Origin of the sequence: Rhodobacter ferrooxidans (assembly GCF_000176015.1) — a bacterium.
GTDB classification, from domain to species: domain Bacteria; phylum Pseudomonadota; class Alphaproteobacteria; order Rhodobacterales; family Rhodobacteraceae; genus Pseudorhodobacter_B; species Pseudorhodobacter_B ferrooxidans.
In genome coordinates this window covers 23,653-37,909 of sequence record NZ_ACYY01000018.1, presented here as the reverse complement: position 1 = coordinate 37,909, position 14,257 = coordinate 23,653, and the positions used below count along the sequence as shown (strand labels likewise).

General features: G+C 65.5%; 17 protein-coding genes, 1 tRNA gene and 1 pseudogene. 8 read left to right on the top strand and 11 right to left on the bottom strand.

Annotated elements, in window-relative coordinates:
- The first annotated feature begins 35 nt into the window (after positions 1-35).
- Entirely contained in the window at positions 36-1,331 is a 1,296-nt protein-coding gene (locus RSW2DRAFT_RS12860; protein ID WP_008031634.1) for an SPOR domain-containing protein, read from the top strand.
- A gap of 85 nt (positions 1,332-1,416) precedes the next feature.
- Here RSW2DRAFT_RS12860 and RSW2DRAFT_RS12855 read toward each other — a convergent pair whose 3' ends face one another.
- Positions 1,417-2,433 (bottom strand): hypothetical protein, encoded by a 1,017-nt coding sequence (locus tag RSW2DRAFT_RS12855; protein WP_008031632.1) that lies wholly within the window; start codon positions 2,431-2,433, stop codon positions 1,417-1,419.
- Between the two features lie 177 nt (positions 2,434-2,610).
- Between RSW2DRAFT_RS12855 and RSW2DRAFT_RS12850 the strand changes: the two genes are divergently transcribed.
- A complete protein-coding gene (locus tag RSW2DRAFT_RS12850; protein WP_008031630.1) occupies positions 2,611-3,525 on the top strand; it encodes a DMT family transporter in 915 nt (304 codons plus the stop codon).
- Positions 3,526-3,590: 65 nt separating this feature from the next.
- Here RSW2DRAFT_RS12850 and RSW2DRAFT_RS12845 read toward each other — a convergent pair whose 3' ends face one another.
- Positions 3,591-4,169, bottom strand: a complete 579-nt coding sequence (locus tag RSW2DRAFT_RS12845) for a thymidine kinase (RefSeq protein ID WP_008031629.1) — start codon at positions 4,167-4,169, stop codon at positions 3,591-3,593.
- 410 nt (positions 4,170-4,579) lie between these two features.
- Here RSW2DRAFT_RS12845 and RSW2DRAFT_RS12840 point away from each other — a divergent pair, with 410 nt between their 5' ends.
- A complete protein-coding gene (locus RSW2DRAFT_RS12840; RefSeq protein WP_008031627.1) occupies positions 4,580-5,032 on the top strand; it encodes a hypothetical protein in 453 nt (150 codons plus the stop codon).
- Between the two features lie 20 nt (positions 5,033-5,052).
- On the opposite strand, the gene RSW2DRAFT_RS12835 is transcribed toward RSW2DRAFT_RS12840, so the two are convergent.
- The 3 genes and pseudogenes from RSW2DRAFT_RS12835 to RSW2DRAFT_RS12830 form a co-directional block, all read right to left on the bottom strand.
- Positions 5,053-6,414: a DEAD/DEAH box helicase gene (locus tag RSW2DRAFT_RS12835; protein ID WP_008031625.1), complete on the bottom strand. Its 1,362-nt coding sequence runs from the start codon at positions 6,412-6,414 to the stop codon at positions 5,053-5,055.
- Positions 6,415-7,053: 639 nt separating this feature from the next.
- Positions 7,054-7,950: a hypothetical protein gene (locus tag RSW2DRAFT_RS17990; RefSeq protein WP_008031624.1), complete on the bottom strand. Its 897-nt coding sequence runs from the start codon at positions 7,948-7,950 to the stop codon at positions 7,054-7,056.
- Positions 7,951-7,989: 39 nt separating this feature from the next.
- Positions 7,990-8,172: pseudogene (locus tag RSW2DRAFT_RS12830) on the bottom strand (hypothetical protein); the annotation flags it as partial.
- Between the two features lie 97 nt (positions 8,173-8,269).
- On the opposite strand from RSW2DRAFT_RS12830, the gene RSW2DRAFT_RS12825 reads away from it, so the two are divergent.
- Positions 8,270-8,446: a hypothetical protein gene (locus tag RSW2DRAFT_RS12825; protein ID WP_008031620.1), complete on the top strand. Its 177-nt coding sequence runs from the start codon at positions 8,270-8,272 to the stop codon at positions 8,444-8,446.
- Between the two features lie 131 nt (positions 8,447-8,577).
- On the opposite strand, the gene RSW2DRAFT_RS12820 is transcribed toward RSW2DRAFT_RS12825, so the two are convergent.
- Positions 8,578-8,653 (bottom strand) — tRNA-Ala (locus tag RSW2DRAFT_RS12820).
- Between the two features lie 104 nt (positions 8,654-8,757).
- Positions 8,758-9,093, bottom strand: coding sequence for a TIGR02300 family protein (locus RSW2DRAFT_RS12815; protein WP_008031619.1), 336 nt, complete (start codon positions 9,091-9,093; stop codon positions 8,758-8,760).
- Between the two features lie 170 nt (positions 9,094-9,263).
- On the opposite strand from RSW2DRAFT_RS12815, the gene RSW2DRAFT_RS12810 reads away from it, so the two are divergent.
- From RSW2DRAFT_RS12810 to deoD, 3 genes are read left to right on the top strand one after another with little or no spacing between them, the layout of a single operon-like run.
- On the top strand, positions 9,264-9,956 hold the full coding sequence (locus RSW2DRAFT_RS12810) for a M48 family metallopeptidase (RefSeq protein ID WP_008031617.1): 693 nt from the start codon (positions 9,264-9,266) through the stop codon (positions 9,954-9,956).
- 49 nt (positions 9,957-10,005) lie between these two features.
- Positions 10,006-10,653: a GntR family transcriptional regulator gene (locus tag RSW2DRAFT_RS12805; RefSeq protein WP_008031615.1), complete on the top strand. Its 648-nt coding sequence runs from the start codon at positions 10,006-10,008 to the stop codon at positions 10,651-10,653.
- A gap of 58 nt (positions 10,654-10,711) precedes the next feature.
- Entirely contained in the window at positions 10,712-11,416 is a 705-nt protein-coding gene (deoD, locus tag RSW2DRAFT_RS12800; RefSeq protein ID WP_008031612.1) for a purine-nucleoside phosphorylase, read from the top strand.
- Positions 11,417-11,483: 67 nt separating this feature from the next.
- Here deoD and RSW2DRAFT_RS12795 read toward each other — a convergent pair whose 3' ends face one another.
- Positions 11,484-12,347 (bottom strand): urea carboxylase-associated family protein, encoded by an 864-nt coding sequence (locus RSW2DRAFT_RS12795; protein WP_008031611.1) that lies wholly within the window; start codon positions 12,345-12,347, stop codon positions 11,484-11,486.
- Between the two features lie 47 nt (positions 12,348-12,394).
- Positions 12,395-12,595: a hypothetical protein gene (locus tag RSW2DRAFT_RS12790; RefSeq protein ID WP_040672185.1), complete on the bottom strand. Its 201-nt coding sequence runs from the start codon at positions 12,593-12,595 to the stop codon at positions 12,395-12,397.
- 281 nt (positions 12,596-12,876) lie between these two features.
- On the opposite strand from RSW2DRAFT_RS12790, the gene RSW2DRAFT_RS12785 reads away from it, so the two are divergent.
- Positions 12,877-13,050: a CsbD family protein gene (locus tag RSW2DRAFT_RS12785; RefSeq protein ID WP_008031609.1), complete on the top strand. Its 174-nt coding sequence runs from the start codon at positions 12,877-12,879 to the stop codon at positions 13,048-13,050.
- 123 nt (positions 13,051-13,173) lie between these two features.
- On the opposite strand, the gene RSW2DRAFT_RS12780 is transcribed toward RSW2DRAFT_RS12785, so the two are convergent.
- On the bottom strand, positions 13,174-13,950 hold the full coding sequence (locus tag RSW2DRAFT_RS12780; RefSeq protein WP_008031607.1) for a succinate dehydrogenase iron-sulfur subunit: 777 nt from the start codon (positions 13,948-13,950) through the stop codon (positions 13,174-13,176).
- A 3-nt stretch (positions 13,951-13,953) separates the two neighbouring features.
- The gene (locus tag RSW2DRAFT_RS12775) at positions 13,954-14,256 is read right to left on the bottom strand and encodes a hypothetical protein (RefSeq protein WP_008031606.1); all 303 of its coding nucleotides are present in this window, start codon (positions 14,254-14,256) and stop codon (positions 13,954-13,956) included.
- Position 14,257 lies beyond the last annotated feature (1 nt).

Below are 14,257 nucleotides of genomic sequence, written 5' to 3'. Positions count from 1 at the left end.
CCGCATCATTGCCGCCACGCTACATGGGGGTAGTCATGCTTTTGAAGATTGTTTCGGTCGCTCTTTGGGCGGCTGCTGTTGGGGTGTGCGCGGCTGATGCCCAGACGCTTGGCCGCATTGGTGGCCCGCGTGAAGCGCCGCCTGCGGGTTATGCAGGCCAGATGTATGTGGACAGTCAGGGCTGTGTGTTCCTGCGCGCCGGCGTTGGCGGGCAGGTGACCTGGGTGCCGCGGGTGAACAGCCAGCGCCGGGTGCTGTGCGGCTATCCGCCAACACTCGCCGCGAGGGCGCCGGTTGCGGCAGCGCCGGTGCAGGTGGCCGAGGCTCCAGCGCCGGTGGTGCGGCGCGCCCCGGTGCAGCAGCGTGCCACCGGGGCACCGATGCAGACCGTGGCCTCGCTGACCACGCCGCCGACGATCCGCGCGGCGGGTCAGGCGCCGATGGTAGCGGCCAACACCTATACGGCAGCGCCCGTCATTCAGGCGGCCGCCGCGCAGCCCGTGCAACGGGTGGCGGCACCGGCACCGCAGGCCTTGGCCAGCGTGCCCGGCCCCGGTCAGATCGGCTGCTTCAGATCCGCGCCGGTGCCGAAGGTCTATGCCACGTCGAACGGCGGGCGGGTGGTGCTGTGCACCCGCGGCGACGGCACGCTGGAGGGCGCACGGGCGCCGATCTATGCCGTGGTGGCGCAGGGCGTCGGCAACCGCGTCGGCGCCGGGATATACGAGCCGGTGCAGGGCCAGCAGGTGGCCGCACGGGTCACTGCCCCGGCAGGCGGCAGTTATGCGGCGGCAGCGCCGGTGCGGCGGGTGGCCGCTTTGCCGCCATTGCCGCGCGGCTACAAACCGGCTTGGACCGACGACCGGCTGAACCCCAACCGCGGCATCGGCACTGCCGAAGGTCAGGCGCAGCAGGATCAGATCTGGACCCGCGAGGTGCCCGCCCGTCTGGTGGCTGGGCAGCCGACGAAACGGGTCTGGTGGGCGGCTTCCAGCCAGTCGGCACCGCAAGCCGCGGCTCTGGCCCAGCCGGTCCGGCTGCGCGCATCGACCATGACCGAGCCTGCGGCGCGGGTGGCGGCCCCGGCGGCGGCACCAGCGGCGGGCGGCAGCTTCTATGTGCAGGTTGGCACCTTTGCCCAGCCCGCCAATGCCGATGGGGCCAGGGCGCGTCTTCGCGGTGCGGGCCTGCGGGTCGGCACGGCGAAGATCAGCAAGGGCGGCACCGCGATGCAGATCGTGCTGGCCGGGCCATTCGGTGATCGCGGCGCGGCGCAGGCGGCCCTTTCGGCGGCCCGCGGCGCGGGCTTTGGCGACGCCTTCATCCGGTGAAACTCCGGGTAACCTTACGGGCAAACTGATAAAAAGTCGGGCAGCAATCAGCCTTGCGCCCCCTTGCCAGGCAGGGGGGCGTCTTTCATTCGGCGCAGATCGCTTGCAGGCTGATCCAGTCGCCATCGGCCAGCAAGGGCCGCGCCCGGTTGCGGCTTGGGTCGGCCTCGATCAGCCCCAGCACGCTTTCGCCCGAGGCATCCAGCGCATAGGCATAGGCCGTGCTGGAGACCTGGGCGCTGGCAAAGCTGGCCAGCAGCGTGGCGTCATCCACCGCTACCGGGGTCTGGCGCAGCAGCACCTCGCCGTAACCCCGCAGCGCGGTTTGCGGCAACACGCCGGTGGTCAGCAAACGAAAGGTCGCGCCCAACCCGGCGTGATGCAGCAGGGCGATCATCGGGTCCAGCGCCGCGGCGCGCGCGGTTTCGGCCAGCGCGAAACCCGCCGCCACCTCGGGGCCATCGGCGGTTTCCACCAGCTTGGCGTTCAGCGCCAGGATCGGGCCGGGCAGGGCCAAGGCCTGCGCGCCACCATCGCGCAGGATCACCAGCCGCGGTGCGGCGGCACCAAACAGCCGCTGGCCCAACAGGTCCAGCGCCTCTTGTCCCGCCGCATCGGTGCAGGGCCTGCCGGTCAACCGCGCCAGATCGGCCAAGGCCATGGTGCCGATCTCGGCGCGGGTGCTGGGCGGCAACACCGAGGCGGTGTGCCGCTCCAGCGCACCGGGCAGCCAGAACACCCCCAGCGCCACGACCAGCGCCACCGACCCCAGCAGGATAGAGCCGCGCAGCCTGCCGGGGCGTGGCCGCGTCTGCGCCAGCACGCCGCGCACGGTTTCCAGCGCCGCCATCATCTCGGGGTCGTCGATCTCCAGCGTCTCGGTCGCGTCGGCGCCGGGGGAATAGACCGCGGGCAGCGTGCCGGGGTTCAGCCGTTCTACCGCCGGAAGCGACCAGTGGGTCAGTGCGGCCTCGGTGCGCGGGTCGGTCAGTACCAGCGAGGCCTCGCCAAAATTCACCACAACCTCGCGTCGCTGCGCCTCGGGCGTGTCGCGCCAAAGGCCGGGGCTTTCAAGCTTCTGGTATTTTTTCAGCGCCGTCATGGGCGGTTATTGCCTTGGCCTGCCTCGGTTGCCGCCAGACTAGCGCAGCGCGGCGGCGCGAACAATCGGAAGCGGAGGCCGGTTGCCCAAGGTGCGGAAAGGACGCGGCGATGTCGGATTCGGGCGCGCAAGGGCTGTTGCCGCAGGATTTGAAAGACCGACAGCAGAGGACACCCGATGAGCCCGACCCAAGACCGCACGCTGGCCGCTGCCGGCATGATCCTGATCTATGCGCTGGTGATCGGCTTTACCGACAATTACGTGCGGGTGATCGCGGCCGAGGCCGGGCTGTGGCAGTTTCACGCCACGCGGTCGGTGATGGCGGTGGGCTTGCTGGCGCTGCTGGCCTGGCCGCTGGGCCTGCGGTTGCGGCCAAGGCGGTTTGGCGCGGTGCTGGCGCGCAGTGCGATCCACGGCTTTGCCATGCTGATCTACTTCGGGGCGCTGGCCTTCCTGCCGGTGGCGCAGGTGGCGGCGGGGCTGTTTACCGCACCCATTTTCGTGCTGCTGATCTCGCGCTTTGCTTACGGCATGCGGATCGGGCCTGTGCGGATTGCCGCGGTGGCGATGGGGTTTGTCGGGGTCATACTGGTGCTGGGGCCATCGGCGCTGAACGGCGCCTCGGTCGCCGCCGTGCTGCCGGTGGCGGCGGGGGCGCTGTATGCGATGGGCAATATCGCGACGCGGCAGTGGTGCGCGGGCGAAAGTGCGGAAACGCTGCTGGCGGGGTTTTTCGCCATGCTGGGGCTGCTGGGGTTTGCCGGGATGGGGGTGCTTTACCTCCTGCCGCTGGAAGTGCCTGCGGGGGCCGACGGTTTCGTGCAGCGCGGCTTTGTCTGGCCCTCGGGGACGTTCTGGTTCTGGACGGCGGTGCAGGCGGCAGGGTCGCTGTTTGCGGTCGGCGCGATGATCAAGGCCTATCAGGTGGCCGAGGCCAGCCGGGTGTCGGTGTTCGAATACATGATCCTGCCCGCTTCGGCGCTGTGGGGCTGGTTGTTGTGGTCCGAGGTGCTGACGCCGCTGGCGGTGACCGGCATGGCGCTGATTGCCGGGGCCGGGGTGCTGATCGCGCTGCGGGCCGGGCGGGGGTAGCTCTTCCCTTCCTTGCGGTCGGTCATCGCAGCGAAGACGCCTGTCAGGGCGGATGAGCGGTGCGGTCAGTCGGCCAGCGCCTGCCGCCAGTGCCTGCGGCACAGGCTGACATAGGTCTCGTTGCCGCCGATCTGTACCTGCTCGCCATCGCGCAGCGCCCGGCCGTCCGGGCCCTTGCGCACCACCATGGTGGCCTTCTTGCCGCAGCCGCAGATCGTGCGCACCTCGCGCATTTCGTCGGCCCAGGCCAGCAGCGCCGCCGACCCCGGAAACAGCTCGCCGCGGAAATCGACCCGCAGGCCGTAGCACATCACCGGCACGCCCAGATCATCGACCGCACGCGCCAGTTGCCAAACCTGCGGCTTGGTCAGGAACTGCGCCTCGTCGAGGAAGATGCAGGCCACCGGACCCTGCGCCAGCCGCGCTTCGATCTTCGCGAACATGTCGTCGTCGGGTGCGAAGGTGTCGGCAGGCTCGCCGATGCCGATGCGGCTGGCAATCCGCCCCTCACCGGCGCGATTGTCGAATTGCGCGGTGACCAGATAGGTCGCCATGCCGCCCTCGCGGTAATTGTGCGAGGCTTGCAGCAGCGCCGTCGATTTGCCGGCATTCATCGTGGAATAGTGGAAATAGAGCTTGGCCATGGCTGGTTGATAGCCCGAAGGCCGCCGTCCGTGCAAGATGGGCGGTTTGCAAGATGGGCGTCTTGGAAGATGGGCGGCTGGGGCCAGAAACGGTTTCGGGCAGGGGTGCAGCGGGTGTCAGAACCATTTATTTCAAGGGTTTGGCCGGGTTTTCCCGATTGAACCATCCCTCATCCCGTTTATCAGACTGACGGGCCCGCCGCATCGCCACCGCACATCTGGTGGCACATCCTTGCGGAACCAAAGCACGGCGGACCCCCACCCGAAACCGATGCTGGGGACACCGGTCACTCGTTACTGTTCCGGTTGCCCGGAACTGGATTATGAATGACAAACTCCTGCCATCCGATTAATGGGAAAACGGAGTTTGTTTTCCCCGGCCGGGCCGGGGTGTCGCCTGAGGGGTTGCCATGTCCGTTGCCAGCTATCTGAAGAAACACAGCGAAGCGCTGGTCAAGGATGTCGGCATCGAGGCGGCCTGCAAGCTGACCGGCAAGTCCAAGGCCACGATCGGGCGCTACTATTCCGACAGCGAGGAGCATGACGACCGCTTCATGCCGATCGACGTGGTGGCAGCACTGGAGTCCGCCTCGCGGTTTCCGCATGTCACCAGCGCGCTGGCCGATCTGCGCGGCATCACGCTGTCTTACGACGCCGAAAAGCGCAATGCGCCCTCGACCGGCATCAACTCGGACGTGGTGGCGCTGGCGCAGCGGTTCGGGATGCTGATGGCCGAGTATAATCAGGCCATCGGTGACGGGGTGATCTCGGTCAACGAGGCCAAGCGGTTGCTGCGGGAAACCCTGGCCATTCAACAGGTTCTGCTGGAAATGAAGCTGAACCTGGAGGAAGAGGCGAGCTGACGCCCGCCCCCTAAGCGCAATCAGACGGCGGTGCGATGGCTGCGGTTGCCACCCTGTGCTGCCGACCCGGTGCGGCGGTTGGCACCCGGTTTGCTGGGCGCGCCATAGCCGCCCTGAACCGGAGCGCGCGGTTTGCCAGCGGGTTTCGGGCTGGCGCTGCGACCCGCGGGTTTGCCCTGCCCGCCTTGCGGCTTGCCACCCGGACGGCCACCCCGGCCTTGCGCCGGTTTGCTGGCACCGGCCAGATCGGCGGCCCAAGGCGCGCCGCCCAGCACCGGAATCCGGGTTTTCAGCAGCTTTTCGATGGCCTGAATTTCCTCCATCTCGGCCGGGGCGCAGAAGGCCACGGCCTTGCCATCGGCACCCGCCCGCGCGGTGCGGCCAATGCGGTGGACATAGTTTTCCGGCACGTTCGGCATGTCGTAGTTATAGACATGCCGCACGCCGGAAATGTCGATGCCACGCGCCGCCACGTCGGTCGCCACCAGCACGTCAAGCGCGCCTTCGCGGAACTCGCTCAGCGTGCGCTCGCGCTGGTTCTGGCTTTTGTTGCCGTGAATGGACCCCGCCTTGAAGCCCCAGGCGACCAGCAGCTTCATCAGCTTTTCCGAGCCGTGCTTGGTGCGCCCGAACACCAGCGCCATCTCGCCGGGGTGGGTTTTCAGGTATTCCTCCAGCAGCCGCGCCTTGTCGCCCTGCGGGGTGTAATGCACGCCCTGCACGATGGCCTCGATCGGCTTGCCCGGCGGGGCCACCTGCACCTTGACCGGATCGCGCAGATAGGTCTGCGCCAGATCCTCGATCAGCTTGGGCATGGTGGCGGAAAACAGCAGGGTCTGGCGTTTCAGCGGCAGGTGTTTGGCGATCTTTTTCAGCGCATGGATAAAGCCCATGTCCAGCATCTGGTCGGCCTCGTCCAGCACCAGATAGCCGCAATGTTCCAGCGTCAGGGCGTTGCGGTCCAAGAGGTCGATCAACCGGCCCGGCGTCGCCACCAGCACGTCGGCGCCACGCGCCAGCCGCTCGGATTGCCGGAACAGCGAGGCGCCGCCGGTGACGGTGACCACCTTGACGGCGGTGCCTTTGGTAAAGACTTCAAGGGCTTCCGAGATCTGGGACACCAGTTCGCGGGTCGGCGCCATGATCAGCGCCCGCACGCTGCGGGGGGCCGGCGGATGGCCGATATCCAGCAGGCGGTGCAGCAGCGGCAGGCCGAAGGCTGCGGTCTTGCCGGTGCCGGTCTGCGCCAGACCCATCAGATCGCGGCCCTGCATGATCAGCGGGATCGCCTGCAACTGGATCGGCGTCGGCTTGGTGTAGCCGGCCTTTTCCAGACCTTTGGCGAGTTTCGGGCTAAGGCCCAGGGAATCGAATGTGGACATCTTGTTCTTTCAAATGGCGGGGTTGGCCGCCGGAATGGCGCAGGCCGCAGGATGCGGCGCAGCAGGAGGGGCGGCCCGTGACTGACGGGATGGCCGGATGCCACACGCGCCGAACGGGTCGCGGTGCCCCTGCGTGAAGGTGGGAACCATATCCGGGCCTTACACATGCTCACGCGGCACGGGCTCTCGGATAGGGGGCAGATGGGGGTTTTCGCGCGGGATGTCAAGGGCGGTGTGGGGGGAGGGGGCTTTGGTGTGCGGTGGAAGATCGGCGGCCCGTCTTGTTTGCGGGCTCAGAAAGGCGCCGGGAACAAGAGCCAGAGGGCCGCAAGGCGACCGTCCAGTGGACGATCGCCCGGCCCGATTGCCTGAAGGCGCAAGCCGCAGGGCAAGGGGTGTGCGGCTAGGGGCTTGCGGTTGGAAATCGGGGCGCGACTGCCTGGGGTGAGGCCGGATCAGAAACGGTCCAGTGGACCGTTTCCCGATCGAACGCCCGGTCCGTGGCCGGGCGGGGAGGCGCGGTAACGCGCCTGCAAAGGACAGGCAGGCGCGGCCCGATTTGTCGCGTGACAAATCGGGCTGGGATGGCTGAGGGGATTCACCCCACTGTTGAACGAAAAGAACAACCTGCCACTCGAGCTACTCGGCCTCAGGTGGCGCGAGTTCGTTCCGAACTCTGCGGCGTGGTAAAGTCGGGTTTGTGTATCTAGTGAAGGTTCTTAGGGAGGTCGGAGCCCCAAGCCTATCGAGAAGGAAGAAAATGGGGTTTTCGATTCGCCGAATAGCGTCCAATAATCCTTCGGTGTTTGCTGAACTCACAAGAGCGAATTCGCGGATCGCAGACAATGACTCAACGATATCTCTAAAAACAGGATGATCTGTACCAATGCTCCCCACTCTTCCGCGACCTTCGGAAGTGGCTTGGGTCGCATCCAATAGGAACTTTTCCTGTTGTGAGAGTGTTCGGGTGTTCTGACGAGTCAGTTCAAGAATTTGCTCAAGTATTTCGTCATGCGGAGTGCGACTTTTCTTTCGAGTTTCGCCATCGGTCTTAGCGCTCTTAGCAAGAGAAAGAAGGCATTCCTCGAGTTTTGGCCACCAAACATCAAAGATCGAGTTGAACCTTTGATCGTCTATTTTGCACTCTGGATCTGCTGTCTTAATCCCATGTGTGAGCTTCCTGAAATCTTCCTTCTCAAAGATCGTTGATTGAAACTGCAAGATCGGGCCATTCACATCTGATCGCTTTATTTTAAACAAAAACGGCGATACATTTGTGTTGTCAATTGACTTCGACAAAGCCCCGGCTTCAAAATTAAGCCAAGGTGCATAAATATTGTCTTCAGTAACGCACAAAATTCCATAGAAGGAGGTCGAGAGCTCGCCCGCAATATCAAGGCTCCATCGAGTGCCCTTATCTATATCTTCTGACGATACGTAGGGTGTTACCGATTGAATAACGTTGGGTAGCCAATCGCGCAGAGATACAGCAATTTTATGGCTGAGTTCACCCGACCAACTTATGAATACTTTCATGTCCCTCACCGCAAATTCGAGTGAAGTTACTCTTGGTTGTTATCCTTGTAAAGTCCTCACCCCATACCCCTCGCCCCTCGCCTTCATCGCCGCAACCGCCGCAATGCTCGCCGCGGCCGTGGTGAAATACGGGATCTTGTCCATCAGCGCCACGCGGCGGATGTCGCGGCTGTCGGACACAGCTTGCGTGCCCTCGGCGGTGTTCATCACCAGCGCGATTTCACGCGTTTTTTGCCGCCATTTGATTCTGATCATGTTCAGCATGTGGCCGCTGGCTCACTGTCTTGGCAGACTGACGCAAACCTGCAGGAGATTTTTCATGTCGCGGCTGGCCTTTATCCTCTTTTCCCTGATCTCCACCACGCTGGCCGGCATCGGCATCGTGGTGGCGCTGGTGACCGGCAACGACACGCTGCAACCGATCCTGATCGCGGCAGCCATCGGCTTTGTGCTGTCGGTTCCCGTGACCTGGATCGTGGCCAAACAACTGGCCTGAGTGCCGCGTCCCGACCGCAATGGTGAACGGCCTTCGGGGCCGGCTGCTCTTGTCTGCACTTGGCGTGCCGCAAAACAAACAAACGGCCGAACCTTGCGGTCAGCGGTTTCTGTTTGTCGTCAAGGGATTAATGGTGGAGCCAGACGGGATCGAACCGTCGACCTCTTGAATGCCATTCAAGCGCTCTCCCAACTGAGCTATGACCCCACCGGAGGTGCGACCCGTATCCCGGATCGCTTGGGCTATCTAGTTAAGGCCGCTGCGGGGTGCAAGGGGAAAAACACACGCGCCCCGCAGAAAGCCGCGACAAATCAGATGTCTTCCTCGTCGCCTGCCACATCAGCCAGATCGTCCAGCGACACGTTGTCGTCGGCGTCTTCTTCCAGCAGGTCGTCATCCAGTTCGGTATCCTCGGCGGCGTCGGCCACCAGCAGATCGTCATCGGCTTCCAGGTCATCGACCAGCACCGAATCATCCTTTTCCGCCACCGGCCGCGACACCACCGAAGCGGCCAGCTTGCGCCGCGCGCTTTCGATGTCCACCACCTCGCCGGTGTAGGGGCTGACGATCGGGTTTTTGTTCAGGTCGTAAAAGCGCTTACCGGTGGTCGGGCAGGTGCGCTTCGTGCCCCATTCGAGTTTGGGCATGGTGGTCCCCTTGCAAGGCTGGCTGATCCAGTAGAGGCGTCGCTTGCCACAGCCACGCCCGGCTGTCAAAGGCTTTCGTGCAGGCCCGGCAACGGCGTTTGCCCCCAGCCTTCCCCATTGCCGCCCGCAGCACTTGCGCTATCCTGTGCGCCCAGATCACGAGGTGTCGCTTGGCCATCCTTCCCGGCTCCCCTGCCGTCGAGATCACCTTGCGGCGTTCGGCCCGCGCCCGGCGGTTCTCGCTGCGGGTGTCGCGGCTGGATGGGCGGGTGACGCTGTCGCTGCCGCTGCGGGCGCGGGAGGCAGATGCGTTGGCGTTTGTGAACGAACAGGCGGGCTGGATCCGGCAGACCCTGGCCGAGATGGCGGTGGCACCGGGGCAGGTGGCGGGATTTGGCAGCAGCCTGCCGTATCTGGGGCAGGCGCTGGTGCTGACGCCGGGCAGCGGGCGGGCGGTGCGGGTTGACGGTGCCGAACTGCTGGTGCCGGGGCAGGCAGAGCAAGTGGGCGCGCGGGTGGCGGCCTTCCTGAAGGTGCAGGCGCGCGACCGGCTGGCCGAGGCCAGCGACCGGCACGCAGCCTCCCTGGGCCTGCGCTACAGCAGCCTGACGCTGCGCGACACCCGCTCGCGCTGGGGGTCATGCACGGCGGCGGGCGGGCTGATGTATTCCTGGCGGCTGATCATGGCGCCGCCACAGGTGCTGGACTATGTGGCGGCGCATGAGGTGGCGCATCTGGCCGAGATGAACCACTCGCCGGCGTTCTGGGAGGTGGTGACGCGGCTTCACCCCGGCTACAGCATCCCGCGCCGCTGGTTGAAGACCCATGGGGCGGCGCTGCACGGCTTGCGCTTTGCGCCCTAGGCGGTGATGGCGCTTGACCGCAGCCGGCGTAGGGTGCTTGGCTGACGGCATGCTTGCCCAGCCGCGCCCCACCGACACCACCGCCACCCACGAGCGGCTGTATCGCGCCCTGCGCGCGCAGGTGATGCATGGCGAAATGGCGCCGGGGCAGGCGCTGACCCTGCGCGGTTTGGCCAAGACTTTCGGCGTGTCGATGACGCCCGCGCGCGAGGCGGTGCGGCGGCTGGTGGCCGAGGGGGCGTTTTCGCTGTCGTCCTCGGGCCGGGTGGCGACGCCGGAACTGTCTGCCGACCGGATCGAGGAACTGGCGGCGCTGCGGGCGCTGCTGGAGCCGGAACTGGCGTCGCGCGCCCTGCCGCGGGCGCATTTCGCGCTGATCGACCGGCTGGCCGCGATCAATGCCGCCAATGCCGAAGCCGTGGTGAAGCAGGATGCCGTGGCCTATATCCGCACCAATCTGGAGTTTCACCGCACGCTTTATCTGCGCGCCCAGGCCCCGGCGATGCTGGCGATGACCGAGACCGTCTGGTTGCAGCTTGGCCCGACCATGCGCGCGCTTTACGCGCGGTTGCAGCGCCGCGAGCCGCCGCAGCATCACCGCGCCATTCTGGCGGCGCTGCGGGCGGGCGATGATCCGGGGCTGCGGCTGGCGATCCGCACCGATGTGACGCAAGGGTTGCGGCATCTGGCGGGCTAGGGCTTGTGCCGCCTTGCCGCGCTGGTAGGTTGGCCCTGACATTTCACAGGGGAACCAGATGACCTTTCACATCGGCGCCAAACCGGGCGAGATTGCCGAAACCGTGCTGCTGCCGGGCGACCCCTACCGGGCGCGCTGGGCGGCGCAGACTTTTCTGAAAGATGCCCGTCTGATCAACGAGGTGCGCGGCATGCTGGGTTATACCGGCACCTGGCAGGGCCATCCGGTCACCATCCACGGCACCGGCATGGGGATGTCGTCGCTGTCGATCTATGTCAACGAGCTGATCCGCGATTACGGGGCGCAGACGCTGATCCGCATCGGCTCGGCCGGCGCCATGCAGCCGCAGGTCAAGGTGCGCGACGTGGTGCTGGCGATGTCGGCCTGCACGCTGACGGCGCCGTCGAATGGCATCTTCAAGGAACTGAACTTTGCCCCGACCGCGCATTTCGGGCTGCTGAAAGCGGCGTGGGATGCAGCGGAACGGTTGGGTGTGCCGACCCATGCCGGCACGATCTATTCCTCGCAACTGTTCTACGATGAACGCCCGGATTTGCAGGAGCAGTTGCAGCGCCACGGCGCGTTGTGTGTCGAGATGGAGGCGGCAGAGCTTTACACGCTGGCCGCCCGCTATGGCCGGCGGGCGCTGGCGGTGCTGACGATTTCCGACCACCTCTTGACCGAGGAGGCCCTGCCCGCCGACCAGCGCGAGCGCAGCTTTGGCGACATGGTGGAGATTGCCCTGCACGCGGCTTTTGCTTGAGGTAGCCGGGGGGCTGTCTGCCCCCCGGACCCCCCGAGGATACTTTTCCAGAGAAGAAACGTAGATTTCAGCGCGAGCCATGGCTGCGGTCGTAGCTGTTTCGCTGTGGGCTGACCCAGCCTGCCGGGGGTGACTGGGGCGCAAACACCTCGATCCGCAGCGGGTGGCAGGCGGCGGTGTCGGAGGAATGTTCGGAACTGCAATCGCCGCCGGGGCAGGCGGACAACCCGCCCAGCAGGTCGATTTCGGCAAAGAATTCAAGGTAGTCGCCGGGGCGCACTGGCGAGGCTTTCATCAGGTATTGCCCGGTCTGCCGCGAAAACCCGGTGCACATGAAGACGTTCAGCACGTCATGCACATGGGTTTCGGCCTGATGCAGCGGCAGGCCGGTGGCCGCGGCCAGCGCCCGGGTCAGGTTGGAATGGCAGCAGTGATGATATTGGCCCCCGGTCAGCAGAGTGTTGGTGTAGGGGTCGCAGCGGGTGCCGATCACGTCATGCACCGACAGGCCGAAGGCATCGAAGCCATACCAGTCCAGGCTGTCGTCGGTGATGGTGGCCAGCGGGCGCAGGGTCGGAAAGCTGCTCCACATCCGGTCGCCGGTGGAGAGGTGCGTGCCGTGCAGGGCGCGGGTCTTGCCGGAATAGAACCGCTCGGAAAGGTCGGCGGCGTTCCACAGGTTCAGGTCGCCCACCTGCGGGCCGCCGACCGAGGTGATGCGGAGAAAGTGCCCGGCGGGCACGGTGAAACAGCGGGCGTCGCGCGGCGGCACCAGCACCTCGGCGGTCTTGCGCCAGCCCGCGCGGGCGGCTTGCAGCGCGGCCAGATCGGGTTGCGGCAGGCTTTCCACCGGATAGCAGACCACCGGCGGCACCGCCTTGCGGGCGGCGGCATCAGCAGGGGCGGGGTGGTGCGGGGTGTCGGGTTTCATGGCTGTGCTCCGGTTTCGGCGCAGCATGGGCGGGCGGCGGGCGGGGGTCAACGGGGCCGCAGGCAGTGGCGCGGCGATTTTCCCGGTGCGGTGACGCAAGTTGCGCCACAGGCCGAACAGCGGTGGTGGTTTTCCCCAATCCTGCGGTCCTGCCGCCACAAGCAGGTGCGGGTCAGGCTGGAGCCGCGGCGGGTCAGCCACAGGTAGCCGAACACCGAAATCGCCAGGATCAGAAGCAGCACGGGCATGGCCGCTTGTCGCCCAGGCGACCCGCCACCGCAAGCCCCGTGCCCCTGCTGTCAGCGGCATGGCCTTGATCCGGGCCGGTCGGATGGGAAAGGCGGGTGGCGTCAGGGAGTCAGACCAGAAAACCGGTCTGAACTGACCTCGGAGGTCCGGCGGCAATTTTGCGCTGCTGCCGACGTACTGATCCGTGTAAGTGCGGCGCGCGTGCTTTTGTGATGGTATGATGTCATGCCCCGCACGCACGTCTGGCGGGGGAAACCTGACCATCGCAAAGGAATGTAGCATGGACAAGGATCGTGTGATCGGCTCGGCCAAAGTCGTTGAAGGCAAGATCAAGGTGGCCGTCGGCAAGGCCGTGGGCGACGCCAAACTGGTGTCGGAAGGCCAGACCAAGAAGGTCGAAGGCAAGGTGCAGAACGCCGTTGGCGGGCTGAAGGACGCGCTGAAGGGCAAATAACCCGACGGTCGCGCCAGGAACCAAAATCCTTCGAAGGATTTTGCCAAGATTTTTCGAAAAATCTTGGTCTTGAACGGCAAAGGCCCGGACGGATGTCCGGGCCTTTGCCTTGTCCGCGTTTGCTCAGGACACCCGGGCGATCAGCATCTTCTTCAGCTCGGCAATCGCCTTGGCCGGGTTCAGCCCCTTGGGGCAGGTCTGGGTGCAGTTCAGGATGGCGTGGCAGCGATACACCCGGAACGGGTCTTCCAGCGCATCCAGCCGCTCGGGCGTGGCCTCGTCGCGCGAATCAATCACCCAGCGATAGGCGTGCAGCAAGGCCGCCGGGCCAAGATACTTGTCGCTGTTCCACCAGTAGCTGGGGCAGGAGGCGCTGCACGAAGCGCACATCACACATTCGTAAAGCCCGTCCAGCTTGGCGCGATCCTCGATCGACTGGCGCCATTCCTTGGCGGGCCGGGCGGTCTTGGTTTCCAGCCAGGGCATGATGGCGGCGTGCTGGGCGTAGAAATGCGTGAGGTCCGGGATCAGGTCCTTGACCACCGCCATGTGCGGCAGCGGGTAGATTTTCACGTCGCCCTTCACCTCGTCCAGCCCGAAGATGCAGGCCAGCCGGTTCATCCCGTCGATGTTCATCGCGCAGGAACCGCAGATGCCCTCGCGGCAGGAACGGCGGAAGGTCAGCGTCGGGTCGATCTCGTCCTTGATCTTGATCAGCGCGTCCAGCACCATCGGGCCGCATTTGTCCATATCGACAAAGTAGGTGTCGATCGACGGGTTCTGGCCGTCATCGGGGTTCCAGCGATAGATCTGGAACTTGCGCACGTTCTTGCCATCGGGGCGGGGCCAGGTCTTGCCGGTGCGGATTTTCGAATTCTTGGGAAGTGCGAACTGAACCATGGGTTATCCCTTCCAGTCTGTGCGGGAATAAAGCGGCTGCCGCGGTGGCTGGCCGGATTTCTGATAGACGCAGGCGTCATAGACCGCCGAGGGGTCGCGCCCCATCAGGTAGTCGGAGGACACGGCAATTTCGAAGTTGGTCACAGGGCCGCCGGTGCCCAACCCGACACCAACACTGCCACGCGGATGCTGCGCGAGGCGGGCGCTCTCGAAGCACTGCGCCTCGGCTTGCTGCACCGAGACCGGGCCGCAGGCGGCCAACGGCGTCAGGGTCAGCAGCGAGAGGGCGGCGATGTGCGGGGTCATC